Below are 20,998 nucleotides of genomic sequence, written 5' to 3'. Positions count from 1 at the left end.
TTCCTTCAGGTAGCTGTGATTAGAATGGCGGGCATGAAGATACTTCTGATTGAAGACGATATGGACCTTGGCAACGGCATCCGCATTGCGCTGGCCGACCAGGGCATGGAGGTAACCTGGGTGCGCCAGCTCGCCGATGCCAGGAACCAGCTGGCGCAGCGCGGCTTCGACCTGCTGTTGCTGGACCTGGGACTGCCGGATGGCGACGGCATCGACCTGGTGGCCGGCCTGCGGCGCGGGCGGGAGGGCGTGCCGATACTGATCCTGAGTGCAAGGGACGCGCTGTCGGAGCGCCTGCTCGGCCTGGACACGGGGGCGGACGACTACCTGGTAAAACCGTTCGAGCTGGCCGAGCTGCTGTCGCGGGTGCGGGCCCTGGCCCGCCGCAGCTATGGCTTTGACGGCGAAACACTGGAGCTGCGCGGCATCGTGCTGCATGTGCCGACGCGGCGTGTCACGGTCAGCGGACGCTTCGCCGACCTCACAGGCAGCGAATACGAACTGCTGCGCATCCTGATGATGCGTGCCGACCGCGTGGTGACAAGGCGCAGCCTGGAGGAGCAGGCTTTGCCGGGTGCACAAGCGAATGCCAGCAATTCACTGGACGTCCATATGGCCAACCTGCGCCGCAAGGTCGGGGAAGGCTTGATCCGCACCGTGCGCGGCGTAGGGTATGTGATCGACCAGTGCGAGGCGGGCCGGTGATGCGCAGGCTCTGGCGGCGGCTTGTCTCGCACAGCATGGTGGCGCGCCTGCTGGTGGCGCAGATGTTCGTCCTGTGCCTGCTGTGGCTACTTGCACTGGTGTATGTGGTGCATGACGCAACCCGGGACAAGGTCACGCTGGAGCTGGAATCGATCTCCGACGCGATCATTGTGGTCGCCGAAAACGAACTGGCGCAACCGGCAAAGATGCAGGAGTCGATACGCAAAGTGGAAGTTGCGCTGCGCGAAATGGCTGGCGTCGACATAAACGCTTTTCCCGGCCCGAGCTTCATCGTTGAAAACGGCGAAGGCATCCTGTACCGCTCCGTTGAAGTACCTGAGGGGGCAAGAGCTGGTCCGCTCGGCGAACTGCCCGTGTTTGAAAGTGGCGGCACATCGTGGCGCACGCGCACGGTGCAATCGCCGCGCTCGGACGTGCGTGTCACCAGCATCATGCCGGCCGACGGCGTCAACATTTTCTTGCGGCTGGCGTCGCGCGGCACGCTGCTGCTGCCCTTGTTGATCAGTTTCCCTTTCCTGGTCTTGCCGGCCTGGCTGTCGATCCGTCTGGCGCAGGGCCCCTGGACCAGGGCCATGGCCGACCTGGCGACGCGCGGCCCGCAGGACTTGCGCCCGTTGCCGGTCGAGGGGCGTCCGCGCGAGCTGGTCGCCATGTTCAGCCGGATCAATGCCTTGCTGGCCCGGGTCAGCGACAGTGCGCAGCGCGAGCGGGCCTTCATCGCCGATGCCGCCCATGAACTGCGCACGCCGCTGGCGGCCATGCGAGTGAACGTGGAAGCGTTGCAGCGCCAGGCCAGCGACCCGCGCCAGCAGCAGCTGTTGGATGGCATCGTCAGCGGCAATGTGCGCGCGACGCGGCTGGTGAGCCAGCTGCTAAGGCTGATGCGCAGCGATGCAACCAGCGGCGAGCAGGATGAGAACATCTGTTTCGACGCGCTGGTGCAGGAAAGGATGGCTGCGCTGGCCGGCATTGCCGACACCAAGGGCGTGGAGCTGGAATTGAGCGGCGATGATGGGCTCTACCTGTCCGGCCGCAGGGAAGGTCTGGTGTCGCTGGTGGATAACCTGCTGGATAACGCCATCAAGTACAGCCCGGAGCAGGGCAAGGTGCTGGCTGATGTGCGGCGCTCCGATGGCTGCGCCGTGCTGCGCATTTCCGACCAGGGCCCGGGCATCGCGCCCGAGTTGCGCGAACGCGTGTTCGACCGCTTCTTCCGTGATCCGCGCCAGGCGCAGTCGCATTCAGGCAGCGGCCTTGGATTGGCGATCGCGCTGGCGGTGGCACGCCAGCACGGCGGCAGCATCGCACTGGATGCTGCCGGCAGCATGGGCCTGTGCGTGACGGTGCGGCTGCCGCTTAAGGCCTAGCGTTCGCCGCGGCTGGTGCCGAGGCGTTCCAGGATGCGGTGCAGCTCGTCCTGCATCATTGGCGACAGGTTCTGGAACTGGCAGCCGATCTGCACCTGCTCGCCGAGCAGGAAGGAGCGGAAATGGCGCGACAGGCGGATCTCCAGGTCGCAGATCAGCACCGAGCCTGGCCCCATGTCGAGGCGCACGCGCTGCAGCTTGCGCCCGACGTGCAGCCCGACCGCATCGCGCGGCGAGCAGCGCATGCCGACGCCGCCGACAGCGAAGTCGTACAGCTGCATTTCATATGGTTTGCCGTTCAGGACAAACGATGCGGTGTGGTAGGTGCCAAGCGGGGTCTCCAGGCGCGGCGCGGCACGCCGGTTGAGCACCTGGCAACGCTCCGGGAATTGGGCCGGGACCAGCGTCGGCTGCTCGGGCAGGGCATTCCAGTGCGGATCGTTCAGCTTGAACTGGAACTTGGCGCCGCGCAGCCATGCCACAAAGGTGCATTCGCCAGGCGGCAGGGTGGACCCTTCATTGAGCTGGATGACAAAGTGCGGCAGTTCGGGATCAACCGACAGCAGGCGGGCCATGACCGCTTCGGCATTGTCCCGGTGGTAGATGGAAACCGCATCGCCCGCATCGGCCAGCGCCGTCAGCGCGTCGCCGATTTCATCGGGGTCGACGATATCGTGTGGATGCGTCCCCGCAGCGATCGGTTCCACCGCGTCTTGTGGACGGGGCGGCCCCTTGCGGAAGTCGTTTGGCATTGGATCGTTCACAGCTCAGGTTCTCGTTTTTTAGGAGAGGACGCCAGTACTTTACCGCGTTCCGCCGCCGAGCGCTTGCTAAACGGCAATGAATGCTGCTTTTGTGTTGCGCGATGCCGACTCAGAAGCGCTCGTCCGGGCTCAGGTAGCGCCATTGCCCTTCCGGCAAGTTTCCAAGTTTGACACGACCGATCCGTACGCGCTTCAAGCCTAACACGCGCAGGCCGACCATTTCGCACATGCGGCGGATCTGTCGCTTCTTGCCTTCGCGCAGGGTAAAGCTGAGCTGGTCGTCGTTTTGCCAGCGCACTTTCGCCGGCAGCAGTGGTTTGCCGTCCATCCACATGCCGTGGTTCAGCTTCTGTAATTCGCTGTCCGGCAGGCGGCCACCCTTGGTGTACTCAACGCGGACCAGGTATTCCTTGTCAACGTTGGTGTTCTCGCCAATCAGCTGCTTGGCCACGCGGCCATCCTGGGTCAATACCAGCAGGCCGACCGAGTCGATGTCGAGGCGCCCGGCAGGCACCAGGCTGCGCAGCTGGTTGCGGTCGAAGCGCTCCGGCGAACCGTCTTCGGCCCAGCGGTTTTCCGGCTTGATCAGGACCACGGCCGGCTGGTAGCCGTCTTCGGCCTGGCCGGATACATAGCCGACCGGCTTGTTGATCAGGATCGTGACACGGCGCGCCTGTTCGGCCGCAGCCTGGCGCTCCACGGTGACTTTCTGGCTTGGGTAGACTTTGGTGCCCAGCTCGGACACCACCTGGCCATCCACGCGCACCCAGCCCTTGGCGATCCATTCATCGGCTTCACGGCGGGAGCACAGGCCCAGTTCGGACATGCGCTTGGACAGGCGTAACAATTCTTCGGACATCAGATTTTCAATACTTCGAGTAAGTCGGTTTCCAGCTGCAGCTGGGTACGGGCATTGGCCAGGGCAGGGCCGTCGACAATGAACACGTCTTCCACGCGTTCGCCGAGGGTCATGATCTTGGCCGTATGCAGGTTGATCTTGTAGGTGGTCAGTACCTTGGCGATCGAGTACAGCAGGCCGGTACGGTCGTTGGCCGCCACCGACAGCAAGTAGTACTGCCCGCGTTCGTCGGAGCGCAGGTCCACCGTCGGCTGGATCGGGAAGGTGCGCGACAGGCGCGACAGGCGCCCCTTGCTTGGCGATGTCAGCGGGCCTTGCGTCACCAGCAGCTCGCACAGCTCATGTTCGATCAGGTTGATGATATCGCGGTAGCTCTTGGCGAAATTCTGTTCGGTGACGAGGAAGGTGTCGAGCGCATAGCCGTGCTTCGTCGTATGGATCTTGGCATCGAGGATGCTGAAGTTCTTGCGGTCGAAGTAGGAGCAGATGCGCGCGAACAGGTCCGGCTGGTCCTTGATGTAGACCGCCACCTGGAGGCCTTCGCCGATCGGCGCCAGGCGCGCTTTCACCACCGGCTGCTCGCTGTCCAGGCGGTCCCACAGCGCGCGCGTTTGCCAGGCGATATCGCTGGCGTCGTGGCGCAGGAAGTAGGCCAGGTCGAGCTGCTTCCACAGCGCTTCGTGGGCATCGGGCGGCAGGCCATACAGGCGCAGGGTCGCCAGCGCTTCCTGCTGGCGGTTCTTCAGTTCGCGGTCGGCCGAATGCGGTTCGCCGCCCAGCACGCGCAGCGTCATCTTGTACAGGTCTTCCAGCAGCTTGCCTTTCCAGGCGTTCCAGACTTTCGGGCTGGTGCCGCGGATGTCGGCCACCGTCAACAGGTAGAGTGCGGTCAGGTGGCGTTCATCGCCCACTGTTTTTGCAAACGCCTGGATCACGTCCGGGTCGGACATGTCCTGCTTCTGCGCCACGTGCGACATGGTCAGGTGCTGCTCGACCAGGAAGGACACAAGCTCGGTGTCTTCCTGGTTCATGCCGTGCTCCTGGCAGAACTGCTGCACGTCGGCCACGCCCAGCTTCGAGTGGTCGCCGCCGCGGCCTTTGGCGATGTCGTGGAACAGCGCCGCCACGTACAGCAGCCATGGCTGCGGGAAGTTCGCCATCAGCTGCGAGCAGAACGGGTATTCGTGTGCATGCTCGGTCATGGTGAAGCGGCGCATATTGCGCAGCACCATCATGATGTGCTGGTCCACGGTGTAGACATGGAACAGGTCGTGCTGCATCTGGCCCGTGATCTTGCGGAAGCTGGGCAGGTAGCGGCCCAGGATGGACAGCTCGTTCATCCGGCGCATATTGTGGATGATGCCCTGGGGCGCCTGCAGGATGCGCAGGAAATAGGCTTTGTTGACCGGATCGGCGCGGAAGGCGGCGTCGATCTTGAAGCGTTCGTGCCACAGCGCGCGCATGGTGCGTGCGGTCATGCCTTTCAGGGCAGGGCGCTCGCACAGCAGCACGAAGATTTCCATGATGGCCGACGGCGTTTTTTCAAACGTATCGTCGTCGTTCATGTCGATCATGCCGTTCACTTCGCTGAAGCGCTCGTTGATGCGCACCGGCTCTTCGTCGTGCGGGAACAGGTAGGACTCGATGTTCTGCAGCAGGATGGTGTTGAGCTGCACCACGGTCTTGGCAGCCCAGTAGTAGCGCTGCATCAGGTATTCGCTGGCACGGCGCATGTGGACGCCGCTGCCGGTGGCTTTCAGGCCCAGGGTTTCGGCGACGGCGGTCTGCACGTCGAACACCAGGCGGTCTTCGCGGCGGCCGGCCACCAGGTGCAGGCGCACGCGGATGTCCTTGAAGGCGCGCTCCTTTTCCATCAGCTGGCGCGCTTCGGTCTGGGTGATCAGGCCGCGCACGGCCAGGGTGCGCCAGGAGTTGGCCAGGCCGGCAGCCTTGGCCATCCACAGGATCACGTGCAGGTCGCGCAGGCCGCCCGGGCTTTCCTTCACGTTCGGTTCCAGGCTGAAAGGCGTGTCCTCGTACTTGGCGTGGCGCTGGCGCATCTCGATGGTCTTGGCCTCGAAGAAGGCGCGCGGGTCCATGGCCTTGTTGTAGGCGTCCTGCAGTTGCGCGAACAGCACCATATTGCCGGTGACGATGCGCGCTTCCAGCAGGCTGGTTTGCACGGTGATGTCGGCCTTCGATTCGGCCAGGCATTCGTCGATGGTGCGGATGCTGTGGCCGACGTCCAGCCCCAGGTCCCACAGCAACTGGACGAATTCTTCCAGCTTGCCGCGCGTGGCATCGTCCGGCGCCTGGTGCAGCAGGATCAGGACGTCGACGTCGGAATACGGGAAAAGCTCGCCGCGGCCGTAGCCGCCCACCGCCACCAGCGCCGCTTGCGGCGGCAGGCGGTTGCCGGCCCAGGCTTGCGTCAGGACGTCGTCGACACTGCTGCGCAGGTTGCGCAGCAGCTTCTCCGGCATGCCGTCTTCATGGAAGTTGGCAATGATGAGCTGGCGGTCCGATTTGAGCCGGGCCTTGAGCTGTTCCCGGAGGTCCTTCTTCATCGCGGCGTGGGGCATGCGTGTGTCGGCTGGATTAGGCTGCGGCTTTTTCGGTGATGAACGCTGGCGGCGGCGGGCTGCCGGCGGACAAGGTGAACACTTCGTAGCCGGTCTCGGTCACGACCAGGGTGTGCTCCCATTGCGCCGACAGGCTGCGGTCCTTGGTCTTGATGGTCCAGCCGTCAGGCATTTCCTTGATTTCGCGGCGGCCGGCGTTGATCATCGGTTCGATGGTGAAGACCATGCCTGCTTCCAGCACTGGGCCGGTGCCCGGCTTGCCGTAATGGAGGATCTGCGGCTCTTCGTGGAACACCTTGCCGATGCCGTGGCCGCAGAATTCGCGCACCACGCTGTAGCCGTTTTTCTCGGCATGCACCTGGATGGCGTGGCCGATGTCGCCCAGCGTCGCGCCCGGCTTCACTTGCTCGATGCCCAGCCACATGCACTCGAACGTCACGTCCGACAGGCGCTTGGCCAGGATCGACGGTTTGCCGATGAAGAACATGCGGCTGTTGTCGCCGTGATAGCCGTCCTTGGTGATCACGGTGATGTCGAGGTTGACCACATCGCCATCCTTCAGCACTTTGTCACCCGGGATGCCGTGGCAGATCACATCGTTGACGGAGGTGCAGATGGCTTTAGGGTAGGGCGTGTAGCCCGGCGGGCAGTAATTCAATGGCGCGGGAACGGTGCCCTGCACATTGGTCATGTACTCGTGGCACAGGCGGTCCAGTTCACCGGTGGTGACGCCGGCCTTGACGAAGGGGGTGATGTAGTCGAGTACTTCGGAGCCGAGACGGCCGGCCTCGCGCATGCCGGCGATGTCCTCGGGGGTTTTGATATTGATAGTCATGGATTCTGCTATGAGTGCGTTGTCCCCGTGATTATAAACGACAACGCTATGCCTTCCTGGCGCTGGGGCCTGGTACGCCTTCCATGCCATCAAGCTGTCATAAATGCGACTTAGGATCCTGCTTTCCGCATTTGTTTTCAGCCGAAAGCTCAATGCCGCCGAATTCCGGCGTATTCGTAATCTGATGGCATGCATATCTTTCGAAATATGTGCGGAACTGTTGTTGGCTTTCGTTTAATCGTGCAAAACGTAACTTGCTGGCATGCCGGCGCATGATTTCTTGCCATAATCAATACACCCAACCTGACCATAAGGAACCCCGATGTCCACCAGCCGCCGCAAGTTCCTCGGCTTCGCCTCCGCAGGCGCCGCCAGCACCTTTTTCCCCGACCTGATCCGGCAAGCGCTTGCCGTCCCGGCGTATAGCCCGACCGGCACGCTGGCCGACGTGCAGCATGTTGTCATCTTCATGCAGGAGAACCGCTCCTTCGACCACTATTTCGGCACCCTCGCCGGCGTGCGCGGATTCAACGACCCGCGCGCCATCACGCTACCGGGCGGGAAAGCGGTCTGGTACCAGCCCAATGGCAGCGGCGGCCATGTGCTGCCGTTCCACTTCGACGCCAAGAACACCAGTGCGCTGTCGCTGGGCACCAACCATAGCTGGAAAGGCTCGCAAACCACCTGGCAGGGCTGGGACGCCTGGGTCAAGCAGAAAACGGCACAGAGCATGGGCTATTTCGACCGCGGCGACCTGCCGTTCTACTATGCGCTGGCCGACGCCTTCACCATCTGCGACGACTACCATTGTTCGATCTTCGGCGCCACCGACCCGAATCGCATGTATTCGCTGACCGGCACCAACCAGAACTGGCTGGGTGCAATGGGCAGCCTGTACAACATCGACTCCGCAGGCTATTACAACAACGACCCGAAGTACGACAACGTCACCGCGAGCGTCACGGCGAGCGCACCGAACTGGCGCACCTATGCCGAAATCCTGGAAGCGAACAGCGTGAGCTGGAAGGTCTACCAGGAATGGGATAACTACGGCGACAACTACCTGGCCTATTTCCGCAACTTCCGCGTCAATGCCGACGGCACGCGGCTGTCGGAAAGCAGTCCGCTGTACCAGAAGGGCCGTGTCATTGCGCCCGGCTCCACTGAATCGAACACGCGCGGCACCAAGGGCGACTGGCTGGTGAACTCCTTTGCCGACGACGTGCGCAATAACCGCTTGCCGCGCGTGTCCTGGATCGTTGCACCGAACGACTATACCGAGCACTCGCCGAACTCGCCGAATGCCGGTGAAAACCTGACTGCGCGCCTGCTTGCCGCTTTGGTCGCCAATCCGGATGTCTGGTCGAAGACCGTTTTCCTGCTTACCTACGACGAAAACGACGGCTTCTTCGACCATATCCCTTCGCATATGGCGCCGCTGAATACCGGCATGGGGCGCAGCACGCTGGCCGACAACGGCCAGTACGAGAACTACAACGGCGTGCCGGTCGGCCTTGGCCCGCGCGTGCCGATGCTGGTGATCTCGCCATGGAGCAAGGGCGGGCGGGTCTGCTCGCAACTGTTCGACCACACCTCGAAACTGCGCTTCCTGGAGGAGTGGCTGGTGGCCAGCCTTGGCAAACAGCGCGGCAGCATCGCCTGCGAAAACATTTCTCCGTGGCGTCGTGCCGTCTGCGGCGACCTGACTTCCGCCTTCGACTTCAAGGCGCCGAATGCGAGTTGGCCGTCCACAGTGCCGAAGTCGACCACCTACCAGCTGGTGTCAGGGAAGCCTTATCCGCAGCCGCCGGCAGTGCAGGCCTTGCCGGCACAGGAAGGCAGCAGTCCGCGCTACTCCTGCGCCTTGCCTTACGCCTTCGCAGCAACTGCGCGCGTCGCGTCGTCGAAGCAGGTCGAGCTGTCATTCTTCAACCAGGGCGCGGCAGGCGGCGCGTTAATCGTCTATTCCAAGGCCCGCAATGACGGCCCGTGGTATTACACGGTGGAAGCAGGCAAGAAGATCGAGCGCGAGGTGTGGAACTGGAATACGCCTGACTATCACCTGAACCTGCTCGGCCCGAACGGCTTCCAGCGCGAATTCGGCGGCGTGCTGGCGCTGGCCACGGCGACAGGCGGCGCCCGGCCGGAAGCATGGCTGGCTGCAAATCCCGACGCAATGTCGGTTAATGTCGTGCTCTCCAACATTGACGGCGGCCGCGCTGCTACTTTCCGTGTTGCCGATAACGCGTATGGACGCGCGGCGACGACCCACACAGTGGCAGCCGGCCAGCAGGCGACCGTGAGCGTGCCGGTGAGCGCGAGCTACGGCTGGTATGACCTGAGCGTTACCTGCGACTTTGACGCTCAATACCTGCGCCGCATGGCAGGCCGCGTCGAAAATGGCCAGGCAAGCCGTACCGACCCTGTGCTGGGGCGCACCCCGGCCGGCCCGCAAGCAAGTATGTCAGCCAGCGCGGCTTCGGTTGTACGCGGAACGCCGATCAGTTTCACTTACACGGTGCCTGCGGCCCAGGTGAACAGCAAGAATTGGATCGGTATTTACCGTAGTGGCGTAATGCCCGGCTCTACCGCTTCGCTGTCCTGGCAATACGTCACCACCGGCAGCGGAAGCGCGAGCTTTGCCACTTCCGGACTGGCTGCCGGCACCTATGCGGCATGGCTGCTGTACAACGATGGCTACGTGGCTTTGACCAGCTCCGTGGTGTTCTCGGTGACGTGATAAAAAGTGTGCGATTGTGCCGATTTCCGCACCGCACACATATAAATTCATCAAGACTTGCACAATCGTGCGTGATTTACTTTCGTTTCTTTACAACAAGAAACGGAGAGATCCAAATGCGATTGAAAGTTGCAACTGCAGCGGTAATGTTAGTAACCAGCCTGTTCGCACAGGCTGGTCTTCCCTATAAAGACAGCATTTATGAGTTCAAACAGCCGGGCGGTGAAAAGCTGCGCGTACACCTGGACGGTAACGATTACTATGCCGAACAGCGCACCGATGACGGCTCGCTGATCGTCTATGACAATGCCAAGAAAGGCTTCTGCTACGCCACGGTGAGCGCCGCCGGCGACGAGCTGGTATCGACCGGCGTACTGGCGACCAATGCCAAGGTGCGCAGCCTGGGCGGCGGCACCGCCAAAAAACAGGAAGGCCTGAGCCAGGATGCCCGCGCCCGCAAGGCCAAGGAGAAGTTCGAGAAGATGAATAACCGCTCGCTGGAAAGTGCCCGCAAGTCCGCGAGCATCGCGGCGAGCGCGCCGCAGGCGCTGGCGGCGCCAGTGACCGGGCAGGTGAAGGGCCTGACCGTGATTATCGACTTCCCAGACGTGCCGGGCACGATCACCCAGGCGCAGGTCAATTCCTTCCTGAATGACATGCCGTACACCGGCTTTGGCAATGCGCAGTCGGTGCGCGGCTACTGGCAGTCCGTCTCTGGCGGCAAGCTCGATTACACCAATGCCACCACGGTCTATTACCGCGCCAAGAAGAACAAGGCGTATTACGCTGACAGCAGCCTGGATTCCGGCGTGCGCTCGCAAGAGCTGATCTCGGAAGCATTGAACTGGCTGGAGTACACCCAGGGCTTCAATTTCGCTTCATTAAGCGTGGACGCCAACAAGCGTATTCGCGGCCTGAATTTCTTCTACTCCGGCGGTTCGGACAGCGCCTGGTCGAAAGGCTTGTGGCCACACATGGGCTGGCTGGGCAAGCAGTTCTGCGCGGACGGCGTTTGCACCGGCTACTACCAGATCACGAACATGGGCAACAGCCTGGCCATCGGCACCTTCTCGCACGAGACGGGCCACCTGGTGATGGGCTGGCCGGACCTGTACGACTATGACGGCAGCTCCGAAGGTTCGGCTGCCAGCTACTGCATCATGGGCTTCGGCAGTATCGGCGCGCAAAGCCAGTATCGCCCGGTGCCGCCGAATGGCTTCTTCCGCTACCAGGTTGGCTGGGATACCGTGACCGAGCTGAATCCGGCGTTGAATGCCAGTGCTCCGAAAGGGCGCCTGAGCCATACTTCCGGCTCGCATAACCTGTACCGTTGGACCAACCCGGCCAAGACCGACGAAGCGTTCTACGTGGAAGCGATCTACAAAGCGGACCAGAACCTGTACCAGCTCGGTTCCGGCCTGGCGGTATGGCACATCGACCCGGCAGGCAACAACTCCGACGAGTGGCACCCATACGTGCAGATGGAGCACGCCGACGGCCGCCGCGACCCTGAGTACAACGCGAACCGTGGCGACGGCACCGACCTGTACGACGGCGCGATCTACAAGGCCTTCTACGACACGGTGCCGAACAACTACGCCAGCCGCGGTACCAATTCGCGCTGGTGGAGCGGGGCCGGCTCCAACTTCGGCCTGGCCAACATCAGCGCCGCTGCGAAGACGATATCCTTCGACGTGGTGAAGGGCGACGGCACGGCGGTCGGCGAGACCTATACCGGCTACCTGTCCGGCACCAATGCCTCCGCCATCCATCCATCGCCATACTTCTTGTACAACGGCGGCACGATCAAGGCCAACCTGGCCGGCCCATCGAATGCCGACTTTGAGCTGAAGCTGGAGAAGTGGGATGGCAGCACGTGGGTGCAGGTGGCTTCATCGACCAGCCCGACGTCGACTGAAGCGATCAGCTACAGCGCCGCTTTGGCTTATTACCGGATCACCGTGTACTCGTATAGCGGCTCCGGCAACTACACGCTGAGCGTTACGAAGTAAGCCGCCTAAGGCGATGGTGCCTGCTGGCCGCCGGCTTTCGGCATGGCGGCCAGTCGGGCAGCTATGGCGTTCGGCGTTTCTTGTCGACGAGCGATTTCTCGATCGCGGCAAGGCGCGCATCCATCTGCACAAGAACCGCGCTGGACTTCTGATTTTGGACCGCCATTTCGTGTTGCAGGGTGGCGTGGCGCTGGCCAATTTCAAACGCGTTATGGAAGTTCTGGATGATTGCGGCGTTGAGGCCGGCTGTGCCGAAAGGATGGTGAGCGTGGCCGTAACGCCGGTAGCGATGATGACTTTCCGAGTGCCCCGCGACTCCTTGCGGAACTCATCAAGCTGCCTCTGAACTTCCTTGTGCTGAATGTCGTCGGCGCGTTGACGGGCGGCGTCCCGTTCTTCCATTCGGACGAGGGTGGCCGTAACAAGAGTCCTGAACTCCGCTACCAATGTAGCGCTGCGAGCCTCTGATGACTCGAGCTTGGTGTCGACATAGTCTTTGATGGCGGGATCCATAATTTTATCTTCGGTGGGCAGGTGGGGAATGTCAACCAGGCTCATGAGGGCACCTGTACGTGTTACCTCATTGTGGTGACGCTCCCTGCCCACCGCTTAGATACGGATCAAGCTTTGCTGCCTTCCGCCTTGAAGTGTGCAACGAGGGCATTGGCATGGCCATGACCCATGCCGTGGTCGGTTTTCAGCGCCGCCACCATATCCATATGCTTCATGGCCTTCATGCTTTTGAGCAGCTTGAGCCAATGCTCGACCGGCTGGCCATACTTCGCTTCAATCGAAGGGAAATAGGAGGAGGGGCTTCCCATGGCCGTCTCCTTATTGCTCGACCAGCAAAGCCAGCAGGGCCAGCGACTGCTGCCAGCCCAGGTAGCACTGCTCGGCAGGAATCACGGCCGGCACGCCTTCCTGCGTGATCTCGACTTCGGTGCCGCAGGAAACCGCACGCAGGTTGATGGTGGTCTGCATCTGCCCCGGCAGGTTCGGGTCGTCGAACACCGCGCTGTAGCGGATCTTCTCGCCTGGATGCAGTTCGAGGTATTCGCCACCGAAGGAATGGGTGAAGCCGGTGCCCAGGTCGACAAAGGACATGCGGTACTTGCCGCCCACGCGCGCATCCATTTCGTGCACCTCGCCCAGGTAGCCGTTCGGCGGCAGCCATTTGTTGAAGGCCGAGGCGGTGGTCCAGGCCTTGTAGATGCGGTCCGGGGAAGCGCGCAGTACACGGTGCAGTTTGATGGTATTGGTTGCCATTTCAGTAGTCTCCATGTTTGGGTGGGTTGGTATAGGCACGACGCGCCAGCTCGGCCAAAATCGACACGGGCGTGACAAAAAATACAAAATATTTCGAGATTCTTTGTATTTCTTATCAAGCTTGCACTAAAATGCGGCCCGGCGCACCGTGCGGATGACTGCAACACGCTTGCATGAGCCCCCTCCGATACGCTAAAATTTATGGTTGCCTGACCTAGCGTCTTGCAAATAGCAGCAAATTTTCTTATTTTATAAACCCGAATCCCCCCTACAAGGGTGCCCGCAAGGGTCACTGGGTGGATTCCAGACCAAACCCTGGAGTAAACAATGTCTGTAACGATGCGTGAAATGCTGGAAGCCGGCGTCCATTTCGGTCACCAAACCCGTTTCTGGAACCCAAAGATGGCTCCGTTCATCTTCGGCCACCGCAACAAGATTCACATCATCAACCTGGAAAAGACCCTGGCCATGTACCAGGACGCGATGAAAACCATCCGTCAAATCTCCGCTTCCCGTGGCACCATCATGATGGTTGGCACCAAGCGCCAGGCTCGCGACATCATCGCTGCTGAAGCTCAGCGCGCCGGTGTTCCGTTTGTTGACCAGCGTTGGCTGGGCGGCATGCTGACCAACTTCAAGACCATCAAGACCTCGATCAAGCGCCTGAAAGACATGGAAGCTTCGATCGAAGACGGTTCCGTCGAGAAGCTGTCGAAGAAAGAAGCACTGCTGTTCCGTCGCGAACTGGAAAAGCTGCAGAAATCCATCGGCGGCATCAAGGATATGGGCGGTGTTCCTGACGCAATCTTCGTGGTTGACGTTGGTTACCACAAAGGCGCGATCACCGAAGCCGCCAAGCTGGGCATCCCAGTGATCGGCGTGGTCGATACCAACCATTCCCCAGAAGGCGTGACCCACGTCATTCCTGGTAACGATGACTCCTCCAAAGCGATCACCCTGTACGCTCGCGGCGTAGCAGACGCGATCCTGGAAGGCCGTGCCAACGCTACCACTGAAGTCCTGGAATCCATCAAGACTGCAGCTGGCGACGAGTTCGTAGAAGTTAACGAGCAGGCTTAATTGCCTGGCCGTCGCAAGACGGCTTCAGCTTGAGAAAGGGGTGGCCCACCAGCTCCCCCTTTTTTTTAAACAGAATCCCCCGGATGAGCAGGCTGCCCTTGGCGCCGCCCCGGACTGAATCCCAAACCGAATACAGGAGAATCACATGGCAGCAATTACTGCAGCAATGGTAGGTGAACTGCGCGCTAAGACCGACGCGCCAATGATGGAATGCAAAAAAGCGCTGACCGAAGCCGGCGGCGACATGGACAAAGCAGAAGAGCTGCTGCGCGTTAAGCTGGGCGGCAAGGCTGCCAAAGCTTCCGCACGTATCACCGCTGAAGGCGTGGTTGCTTCCTACATCGCTGGCAACATCGGCGCGCTGGTGGAAGTGAACTCCGAGACCGACTTCGTGGCCAAGAACGACGATTTCCTGGCCCTGGCTGCCCTGGCTGCCAAGCTGGCCGCCGAACAGAACCCGGCTGACGTTGCTGCCCTGCTGGCCCTGCCAGCTGGCAACGGCCAGACCCTGGACGAAGTGCGTGCTGCCCTGGTTGGTAAAATCGGCGAAAACATGTCGATCCGTCGCTTCCAGCGTTTCGAAACCACCGGCAAGCTGGCTTCCTACCTGCACGGCACCAAGATCGGCGTGATCGTCGAGTTCGACGGCGCCGACGAGCAAGTGGGTAAAGACGTGGCCATGCACATCGCTGCAATGAAGCCGGTTGCCCTGTCGTCCGAGCAGGTTCCTGCCGAACTGATCGCCAAAGAGCGTTCGGTTGCCCAGGCCAAGTCCGACGAAGACGCAGCTGCTGCGCAAGCCGCTGGCAAGCCAACCCAGGCAGCAGACATCGTTGCCAAGCGCATCGATGGCGCCGTTGCCAAGTACCTCAAAGAAGTGTCGCTGATGAACCAGGCTTTCGTGAAGAACGACAAGCAGTCCATCGAGCAGATGCTGAAAGCCGCTAACACCACCGTCAAGGGCTTCACCATGTACGTGGTTGGCGAAGGCATTGAGAAGAAAGTTGACGATTTCGCGGCGGAAGTCGCAGCCCAGATGGCTGCCTCCAAAGGCGCATAATCAAGAGAACGGGCCGCAAGGCCCGTTTTTTTAGCTGTACCCGGCCTGTTAAGTGTTTTTTAAGACTTGCAGGCTGCGATTTAAACGGTGGACAATGGCATTTCCGTTATCATTGCCGCCGAAGCCACACCGAACAAAACATTTAAAAGGAGCCCCAGCTCATGTCAAAACCAGCATTCAAGCGCGTCCTCCTGAAATTGTCCGGCGAAGCCCTGATGGGTGATGATCCGTACGGCATCAACCGCGGCACTATCGAACGCATGGTGGCGGACGTCGCCGAAGTAGCAAAGCTGGGCGTTGAACTGGCGGTCGTCATTGGCGGCGGCAACATCTTCCGTGGCGTGGCGCCTGGCGCCCAGGGCATGGACCGAGCCACCGCCGACTACATGGGCATGCTGGCCACCGTGATGAACGCGCTGGCCCTGGCTGATGCGATGAAGCACGTGGGCGTGGTTGCGCGCGTGATGTCGGCCATCGGCATCGAACAGGTGGTCGAGCCTTATGTGCGCCCGAAAGCGCTGCAGTACCTGGAAGAAGGCAAGGTCGTCATCTTCGCCGCCGGCACCGGCAACCCGTTCTTCACCACCGACACCGCAGCGGCGCTGCGTGGTTCGGAAGTGAGCGCGGAAATCGTGCTGAAGGCCACCAAGGTCGATGGTATCTACACCGCCGATCCGAAAAAGGACCCGAACGCCACCATGTATCACAAGATCAGCTTCGACGAAGCGATCGCCAAGCACCTGCAAGTCATGGATGCCACCGCCTTCGCGCTGTGCCGTGACCAGAAACTGCCGATCAAAGTATTCTCTATCACCAAACCTGGGGCGTTGATGAACGTGATCATGGGCGAGGAAGAGGGTACACTGGTCCACGTTTAAAATATTTCAAGTTAAAGCAACAGGAGAGTAGGAATGTCTACTGCTGACATTAAAAAGAACGCCCAGGACAAAATGGGCAAATCGCTGGAAACCCTGAAGGCCGACCTGGCCAAGGTGCGTACCGGCCGTGCCCACGTTGGCATTCTGGACCACGTCATGGTGGATTACTACGGCAACCCGACCCCGCTGAACCAGGTCGCCAACCTGACCCTGGTCGACGCGCGCACCATCGGCGTAGCCCCGTTTGAAAAGAAAATGGGCGCCGCCATTGAAAAGGCGATTCGCGATTCCGACCTGGGCCTGAACCCGGCGTCGCAGGGCGACATGATTCGCGTGCCGACCCCGCCGCTGAACGAAGAGCGCCGCAAGGAGATGGTCAAGCTGTGCAAGGGCGAAGGCGAAGATGCCAAGGTCGCCGTGCGCAATATCCGCCGCGATGCCAACGAAGGCTTGAAGAAGCTGGTGAAAGACAAGGCTATTTCGGAAGACGAAGAACGTCGTGCAGTGGATGAAATCCAGAAGCTGACCGACAAGTTCATCGCCGACATCGACAAGACCGTCGCCGAAAAAGAGAAAGAAGTCCTGACCGTCTAAGGTCCCGAAACCGGGGAGGATAGGGGTATTGCCCCTGCCTCCCCGGATTTTTAGTTTACGCACCTATGAAATATTCGAGTTCGACAACCACAGTTCCTGATGCGCCGAAGGTGCCGCGCCACCTGGCGATCATCATGGACGGCAACGGGCGCTGGGCAACCAAGCGCTTCCTGCCGCGCGTGGCGGGCCACGTCAAAGGCGTGGAAGCGGTGCGCACCGTGGTGGAAGCCTGCGCTGCGCGTGGCATCGAGTACCTGACCGTCTTTGCGTTCAGTTCCGAGAACTGGCGCCGGCCGGAAGAGGAAGTTTCGCTGCTGATGAAGCTCTTCGTCACCGCGCTGGAGCGTGAAGTGTCGAAGATGCATGCGAACAATATCCGCCTGAAGGTGGTGGGCGACCTGGCGCGCTTCGACCAGAAGCTGCAGGACATGATCGCCAATGCCGAACGCAAGACTGCCAACAACACCCGCCTGACGGTCACCGTGTGCGCCAACTATGGCGGGCGCTGGGATATCATGCAGGCAATCGGCAAGATGGTGGCCGAGCATCCGGGCACGACCGACTTCTCGGAAGAGCAGCTGGCGCCGTACCTGTCGATGGCTTATGCCCCCGAGCCGGACCTGTTCATCCGCACCGGCGGTGAAGAGCGCATTTCCAATTTCCTGCTGTGGCAACTGGCCTATACGGAATTGCACTTCACCGACATCTACTGGCCCGACTTCAATGCCGAACGCCTGGATGAGGCGATTGCCTCCTACCAGGGCCGTGAACGCCGCTTTGGCCGCACTGGCGACCAGCTGGCACAGAAAAGCTAATAAGAGCTGATAACAATGCTGAAAACCCGCGTGATTACCGCCGTCCTGCTGCTGGCGGTATTGTTGCCTGTCCTGTTCTCCGGCTACCAGCCAGCGGTGAACGCGGTGGTGGCCGTGTTCTTTGCCGCCGCCGTGTGGGAAGCCTTCCGCCTGTTCAAGAACCGCGCCGCGATTGTCGTGGCGGCGGCGTGGACGGCAGCCTTCATTTACACCTTCTTCTTCAGCGCTGGACTCGAGCAGGCCAGGTTCTGGCTGGCGATCGGCGCCGCCATCTGGCTGATCCGCTTTGCACCGGCCCTGAAACTGGGCTTGCCTCCGGCCGAAGGCATGGGCAATACCATGCTGAGCATGGTGTACGCGGTAACCCTGGTGGCCTGCTTCGTCGCCATCATGCTGCTGTTCGCGCGCGGCCCGGTATACCTGCTGTCGGTCATGGCCATCGTATGGGCAGCCGACATCTTCGCCTATTTCTCGGGCAAGGCTTTCGGCAAGCACAAGCTGGCGCCAAGCATCTCCCCGGGCAAGTCGTGGGAAGGCGCGGTGGGCGGCCTGGTTGCCGTGCTGCTGCTGGCCGCCGCTACCGTGCTGCTGGCGCCATCGGTGCCGCTGCTGCAGGACACCTTTGCGGTGCGCCTGGCCGGCCGCATGGGCTGGGGCATCATGCTGGCGGTGCTGGCGCTGGTCGTCGCAGCTTCCATCGTGGGCGACCTGTTTGAATCCATGCTCAAGCGCCGCTCCGGCATGAAGGACAGCAGCAACCTGCTGCCTGGCCACGGCGGCGTGCTTGACCGTATCGACGCGCTGGTGCCTGTGCTGCCTATCGCCGCGTTGATCACCCCAAGGCTGTTCTAAGGAATTCCATGCAACGCATTACCATCCTCGGCGCCACCGGTTCGATCGGCGTCTCCACGCTGGACGTCATCGCGCGCCACCCGGACCGTTATTCCGTCTACGCGCTGAGCGCCCATAGCCGCGTCGAAGAACTGGCAGCCCAGTGCATCCAGTTCCGCCCGGCGCGCGCCGTGGTGGGCAGCGCCGCCGCCGCGGACCGGCTGGCTGCCTTGCTGCGCGCGGCCGGCTGCCGCACCGAGGTGGAGTGGGGCGAAGCTGCGCTGTGCGCCGTTTCCAGCGCCGCTGAAACCGATGCCGTGATGGCGGCTATCGTCGGCGCCGCCGGCCTGGCGCCAACCCTGGCGGCGGCCCGCGCCGGCAAGAAAGTCATGCTGGCCAATAAGGAGGCGCTGGTCATGTCCGGCCAGCTGTTCATGGACGCCGTGGCCGAGAGCGGCGCCGTGCTGCTGCCGATCGATTCCGAGCACAATGCGATCTTCCAGTGCCTGCCGCAAGGCTATGGCCGCGTGCCGGCCGCTGCCGGCGTCACCAAGATCCTGCTGACCGCTTCCGGCGGTCCTTTCCTGAAGCGCGAAGTCGCGACGCTGGAAAACGTCACCCCGGACGAGGCTTGCAAGCACCCGAAATGGGTCATGGGCCGCAAGATTTCGGTCGATTCCGCGACCATGATGAACAAGGGCCTGGAAGTGATCGAGGCCCATTGGCTGTTCGGCGCCCCGGCCGGGCAGATCGAAGTGGTGATCCACCCGCAATCGGTGATTCATTCGATGGTGTCCTATAGCGACGGCTCGGTGCTGGCGGAGCTGGGCAATCCGGACATGCGCACCCCGATCGCCCATGCCCTGGCTTATCCGGAGCGTATCGCCTCCGGCGTGGCGCAGCTGGACCTGACCCAGGTCGGCACCCTGCAATTCGAAAAGCCCGATTTCAACCGCTTCCCCTGCCTGGCGCTGGCCTTCGAGGCTTTGCGCGCCGGCGGTACCGCGCCGGCCCTGCTGAACGCGGCCAACGAAGTGGCGGTGCAAGCCTTCCTCGACGAACGCATCGGCTTCCGCCGCATCGACCGGGTCATCGCCCGGGTCATGGAAGAATTGCCGCATGGCGCGGCCAGCAGCATCGAGGCGGTGATGGCGCAGGACGCGCTGGCACGGGCCGCGGCAGAACGGATTATCGCCGAATAAGCAGCACACACGCCAATGGACACCTTCCGCACCATCCTCGCCACGATCGTCTGCCTCGGCTCCCTGATCATCATCCACGAGCTGGGACACTACCTGGTGGCACGCTGGTGCGGGGTCAAGGTGCTGCGCTTCTCGGTCGGCATGGGCCGCATCGTCTGGATGCGCAAGTTTGGCAAAGACCAGACCGAATGGGCCATCTCCGCCATCCCGCTGGGCGGCTACGTCAAGATGCTGGACGCGCGTGAAGCCGATGTCAGCGGCCTGCCGGCCGGCGACCTGGCCCGCGAATTCACCCGCCAGAGCGTCTGGAAACGCATCGCCATCGTGGCCGCCGGCCCGCTGGCCAACTTCCTGCTTGCTATCGCCCTGTACGCCGGCCTGTATATGGGCGGCGTGCGCGAGCCGACTGCGCGCATTGCCGAACCGGCGGCGGCGACGGCCGCCGCAACCGCCGGCCTGCACCGCGGCGACCTGGTGAAGTCCGTCAACGGCGACGCCGTGCAGGGCTGGTCCGAGCTGCGCTGGGCCATCATCCAGTCGGCTATCCATAAGGAAGGCTTGCAGCTGGTGGTCGAGCGCCCCGGCTACGGCGAGCTGCGGCTTGCGTTGCCGGCCGAGGCGGCAGCCCATGTGAACCTGGAAGACGACGTGCCGGCGCTGATCGGCCTCGACCTGATGCGCCCGCCGCCGGTGATCGGCCGCATGGAGGAGGGCGGCGCCGCCCGCCGCGCCGGCATGCTGAAGGGCGACACGATCCTGGCCGTGGACGGCCAGCCGATCGATGATGCGCGCAGCTTCGTCGCGGAAGTCCTGCGTTCGCCGGGCCGCAAGCTGGTAGTCACCGTGCTGCGCGAAGGCCGCCAGCAGCAGCTGGAACTGACCCCGGACGCGGTGGAGGACAAGCAGGCAAACAGCAAAGGTCTTGTAACAGTCGGTAAGATCAAGGCCGAACTGGTGGGCGCTGTTGATACGATGGTGGTGCATTACGGCCCGCTGGAAGCGACTGCCAAGGCAGTGCGCCAGGTAAAGGAAATCTGCACCATGACCTTCAAGATCCTGGGCCGCATGATTGTGGGTGAAGTCTCTTTAAAGAATATTACCGGCCCTTTGACCATTGCCGAATATGCCGGGGAAACTGCGAAAATGGGCGCCGAGCCATTTATTGCTTTCGTCGCCTTTATCAGCGTGAGCCTTGGACTTATGAATTTGCTGCCAATTCCTGTTCTGGATGGGGGGCATTTGCTGTATTATTCGCTGGAAGTTTTGACCGGGCGTCCCGTTTCCGAACGCTTTGGCGAAATGGCGCAGCGTATTGGACTGGGATTGCTGGTGTCTTTAATGGCGCTGGCGATATTCAATGACCTGGCCCGGCTGCTTTAATTTTTTT

19 protein-coding genes are annotated in these 20,998 nt (G+C 61.7%); 13 read left to right on the top strand and 6 right to left on the bottom strand.

Translation table 11 applies throughout. The features are described from left to right. The first annotated feature begins 33 nt into the window (after nucleotides 1–33). Nucleotides 34–705 (top strand): response regulator, encoded by a 672-nt coding sequence (locus ASE26_RS22110; protein ID WP_055925258.1) that lies wholly within the window; start codon nucleotides 34–36, stop codon nucleotides 703–705. Continuing rightward, a complete protein-coding gene (locus tag ASE26_RS22105) occupies nucleotides 705–2,093 on the top strand; it encodes a HAMP domain-containing sensor histidine kinase (RefSeq protein WP_229208203.1) in 1,389 nt (462 codons plus the stop codon). Before ASE26_RS22110 ends, ASE26_RS22105 begins: the two co-directional genes overlap by 1 nt. Here the strand turns inward: ASE26_RS22105 and ASE26_RS22100 are convergent. From ASE26_RS22100 to map, 4 genes are all read right to left on the bottom strand, one after another. Beyond that, on the bottom strand, nucleotides 2,090–2,845 hold the full coding sequence (locus ASE26_RS22100; RefSeq protein ID WP_307142750.1) for a flagellar brake protein: 756 nt from the start codon (nucleotides 2,843–2,845) through the stop codon (nucleotides 2,090–2,092). The two genes, ASE26_RS22105 and ASE26_RS22100, sit on opposite strands and share 4 nt — an antisense overlap. 121 nt (nucleotides 2,846–2,966) lie before the next feature. Then, nucleotides 2,967–3,716, bottom strand: a complete 750-nt coding sequence (locus ASE26_RS22095; protein WP_200953740.1) for a pseudouridine synthase — start codon at nucleotides 3,714–3,716, stop codon at nucleotides 2,967–2,969. Beyond that, the gene (locus ASE26_RS22090; protein WP_055924270.1) at nucleotides 3,716–6,298 is read right to left on the bottom strand and encodes a [protein-PII] uridylyltransferase; all 2,583 of its coding nucleotides are present in this window, start codon (nucleotides 6,296–6,298) and stop codon (nucleotides 3,716–3,718) included. Before ASE26_RS22090 ends, ASE26_RS22095 begins: the two co-directional genes overlap by 1 nt. Nucleotides 6,299–6,314: 16 nt before the next feature. Then, the gene (gene map, locus ASE26_RS22085; protein ID WP_055924267.1) at nucleotides 6,315–7,133 is read right to left on the bottom strand and encodes a type I methionyl aminopeptidase; all 819 of its coding nucleotides are present in this window, start codon (nucleotides 7,131–7,133) and stop codon (nucleotides 6,315–6,317) included. Between the two features lie 322 nt (nucleotides 7,134–7,455). Between map and ASE26_RS22080 the strand changes: the two genes are divergently transcribed. The 3 genes from ASE26_RS22080 to ASE26_RS22070 all read left to right on the top strand — a co-directional run bounded on the left by ASE26_RS22080 (nucleotide 7,456) and on the right by ASE26_RS22070 (nucleotide 12,231). Then, a complete protein-coding gene (locus ASE26_RS22080; protein ID WP_057246958.1) occupies nucleotides 7,456–9,873 on the top strand; it encodes a phosphocholine-specific phospholipase C in 2,418 nt (805 codons plus the stop codon). 146 nt (nucleotides 9,874–10,019) lie between these two features. Further along, nucleotides 10,020–11,885, top strand: coding sequence for a M6 family metalloprotease domain-containing protein (locus ASE26_RS22075; protein WP_200960833.1), 1,866 nt, complete (start codon nucleotides 10,020–10,022; stop codon nucleotides 11,883–11,885). A gap of 13 nt (nucleotides 11,886–11,898) precedes the next feature. Further along, nucleotides 11,899–12,231, top strand: coding sequence for a hypothetical protein (locus ASE26_RS22070; RefSeq protein ID WP_057246956.1), 333 nt, complete (start codon nucleotides 11,899–11,901; stop codon nucleotides 12,229–12,231). 274 nt (nucleotides 12,232–12,505) lie between these two features. Here the strand turns inward: ASE26_RS22070 and ASE26_RS22065 are convergent, their stop codons facing one another. Both ASE26_RS22065 and ASE26_RS22060 read right to left on the bottom strand, forming a co-directional pair. Continuing rightward, the gene (locus ASE26_RS22065) at nucleotides 12,506–12,706 is read right to left on the bottom strand and encodes a DUF4287 domain-containing protein (protein WP_057246955.1); all 201 of its coding nucleotides are present in this window, start codon (nucleotides 12,704–12,706) and stop codon (nucleotides 12,506–12,508) included. Between the two features lie 10 nt (nucleotides 12,707–12,716). Next, a complete protein-coding gene (locus ASE26_RS22060) occupies nucleotides 12,717–13,151 on the bottom strand; it encodes an SRPBCC family protein (protein WP_055924253.1) in 435 nt (144 codons plus the stop codon). A gap of 327 nt (nucleotides 13,152–13,478) precedes the next feature. On the opposite strand from ASE26_RS22060, the gene rpsB reads away from it, so the two are divergent. From rpsB to rseP, 8 genes are all read left to right on the top strand, one after another. After that, nucleotides 13,479–14,231, top strand: coding sequence for a 30S ribosomal protein S2 (rpsB, locus tag ASE26_RS22055; protein WP_055924250.1), 753 nt, complete (start codon nucleotides 13,479–13,481; stop codon nucleotides 14,229–14,231). 145 nt (nucleotides 14,232–14,376) lie between these two features. Next, a complete protein-coding gene (gene tsf / locus ASE26_RS22050) occupies nucleotides 14,377–15,291 on the top strand; it encodes a translation elongation factor Ts (protein WP_055924247.1) in 915 nt (304 codons plus the stop codon). 161 nt (nucleotides 15,292–15,452) lie between these two features. Continuing rightward, the gene (pyrH, locus tag ASE26_RS22045; protein ID WP_055924243.1) at nucleotides 15,453–16,169 is read left to right on the top strand and encodes a UMP kinase; all 717 of its coding nucleotides are present in this window, start codon (nucleotides 15,453–15,455) and stop codon (nucleotides 16,167–16,169) included. Between the two features lie 33 nt (nucleotides 16,170–16,202). Continuing rightward, nucleotides 16,203–16,763, top strand: a complete 561-nt coding sequence (gene frr, locus ASE26_RS22040) for a ribosome recycling factor (RefSeq protein ID WP_055924240.1) — start codon at nucleotides 16,203–16,205, stop codon at nucleotides 16,761–16,763. A gap of 65 nt (nucleotides 16,764–16,828) precedes the next feature. Continuing rightward, nucleotides 16,829–17,578, top strand: coding sequence for a polyprenyl diphosphate synthase (gene uppS, locus ASE26_RS22035; protein WP_055924237.1), 750 nt, complete (start codon nucleotides 16,829–16,831; stop codon nucleotides 17,576–17,578). A gap of 15 nt (nucleotides 17,579–17,593) precedes the next feature. Beyond that, a complete protein-coding gene (locus ASE26_RS22030) occupies nucleotides 17,594–18,430 on the top strand; it encodes a phosphatidate cytidylyltransferase (protein ID WP_057246954.1) in 837 nt (278 codons plus the stop codon). An 8-nt stretch (nucleotides 18,431–18,438) separates the two neighbouring features. Continuing rightward, nucleotides 18,439–19,611, top strand: coding sequence for a 1-deoxy-D-xylulose-5-phosphate reductoisomerase (gene ispC / locus ASE26_RS22025; RefSeq protein ID WP_057246953.1), 1,173 nt, complete (start codon nucleotides 18,439–18,441; stop codon nucleotides 19,609–19,611). A gap of 15 nt (nucleotides 19,612–19,626) precedes the next feature. After that, nucleotides 19,627–20,991, top strand: coding sequence for an RIP metalloprotease RseP (gene rseP, locus ASE26_RS22020; protein ID WP_055924227.1), 1,365 nt, complete (start codon nucleotides 19,627–19,629; stop codon nucleotides 20,989–20,991). The last annotated feature ends 7 nt before the right edge of the window (nucleotides 20,992–20,998 follow it).

Origin of the sequence: Duganella sp. Root198D2, assembly GCF_001428585.1 — a bacterium.
Classification (GTDB): domain Bacteria; phylum Pseudomonadota; class Gammaproteobacteria; order Burkholderiales; family Burkholderiaceae_D; genus Rugamonas.
The sequence above is the reverse complement of the archived record's forward strand: the minus strand, read 5'-3'. Positions and strand labels throughout refer to the sequence as shown.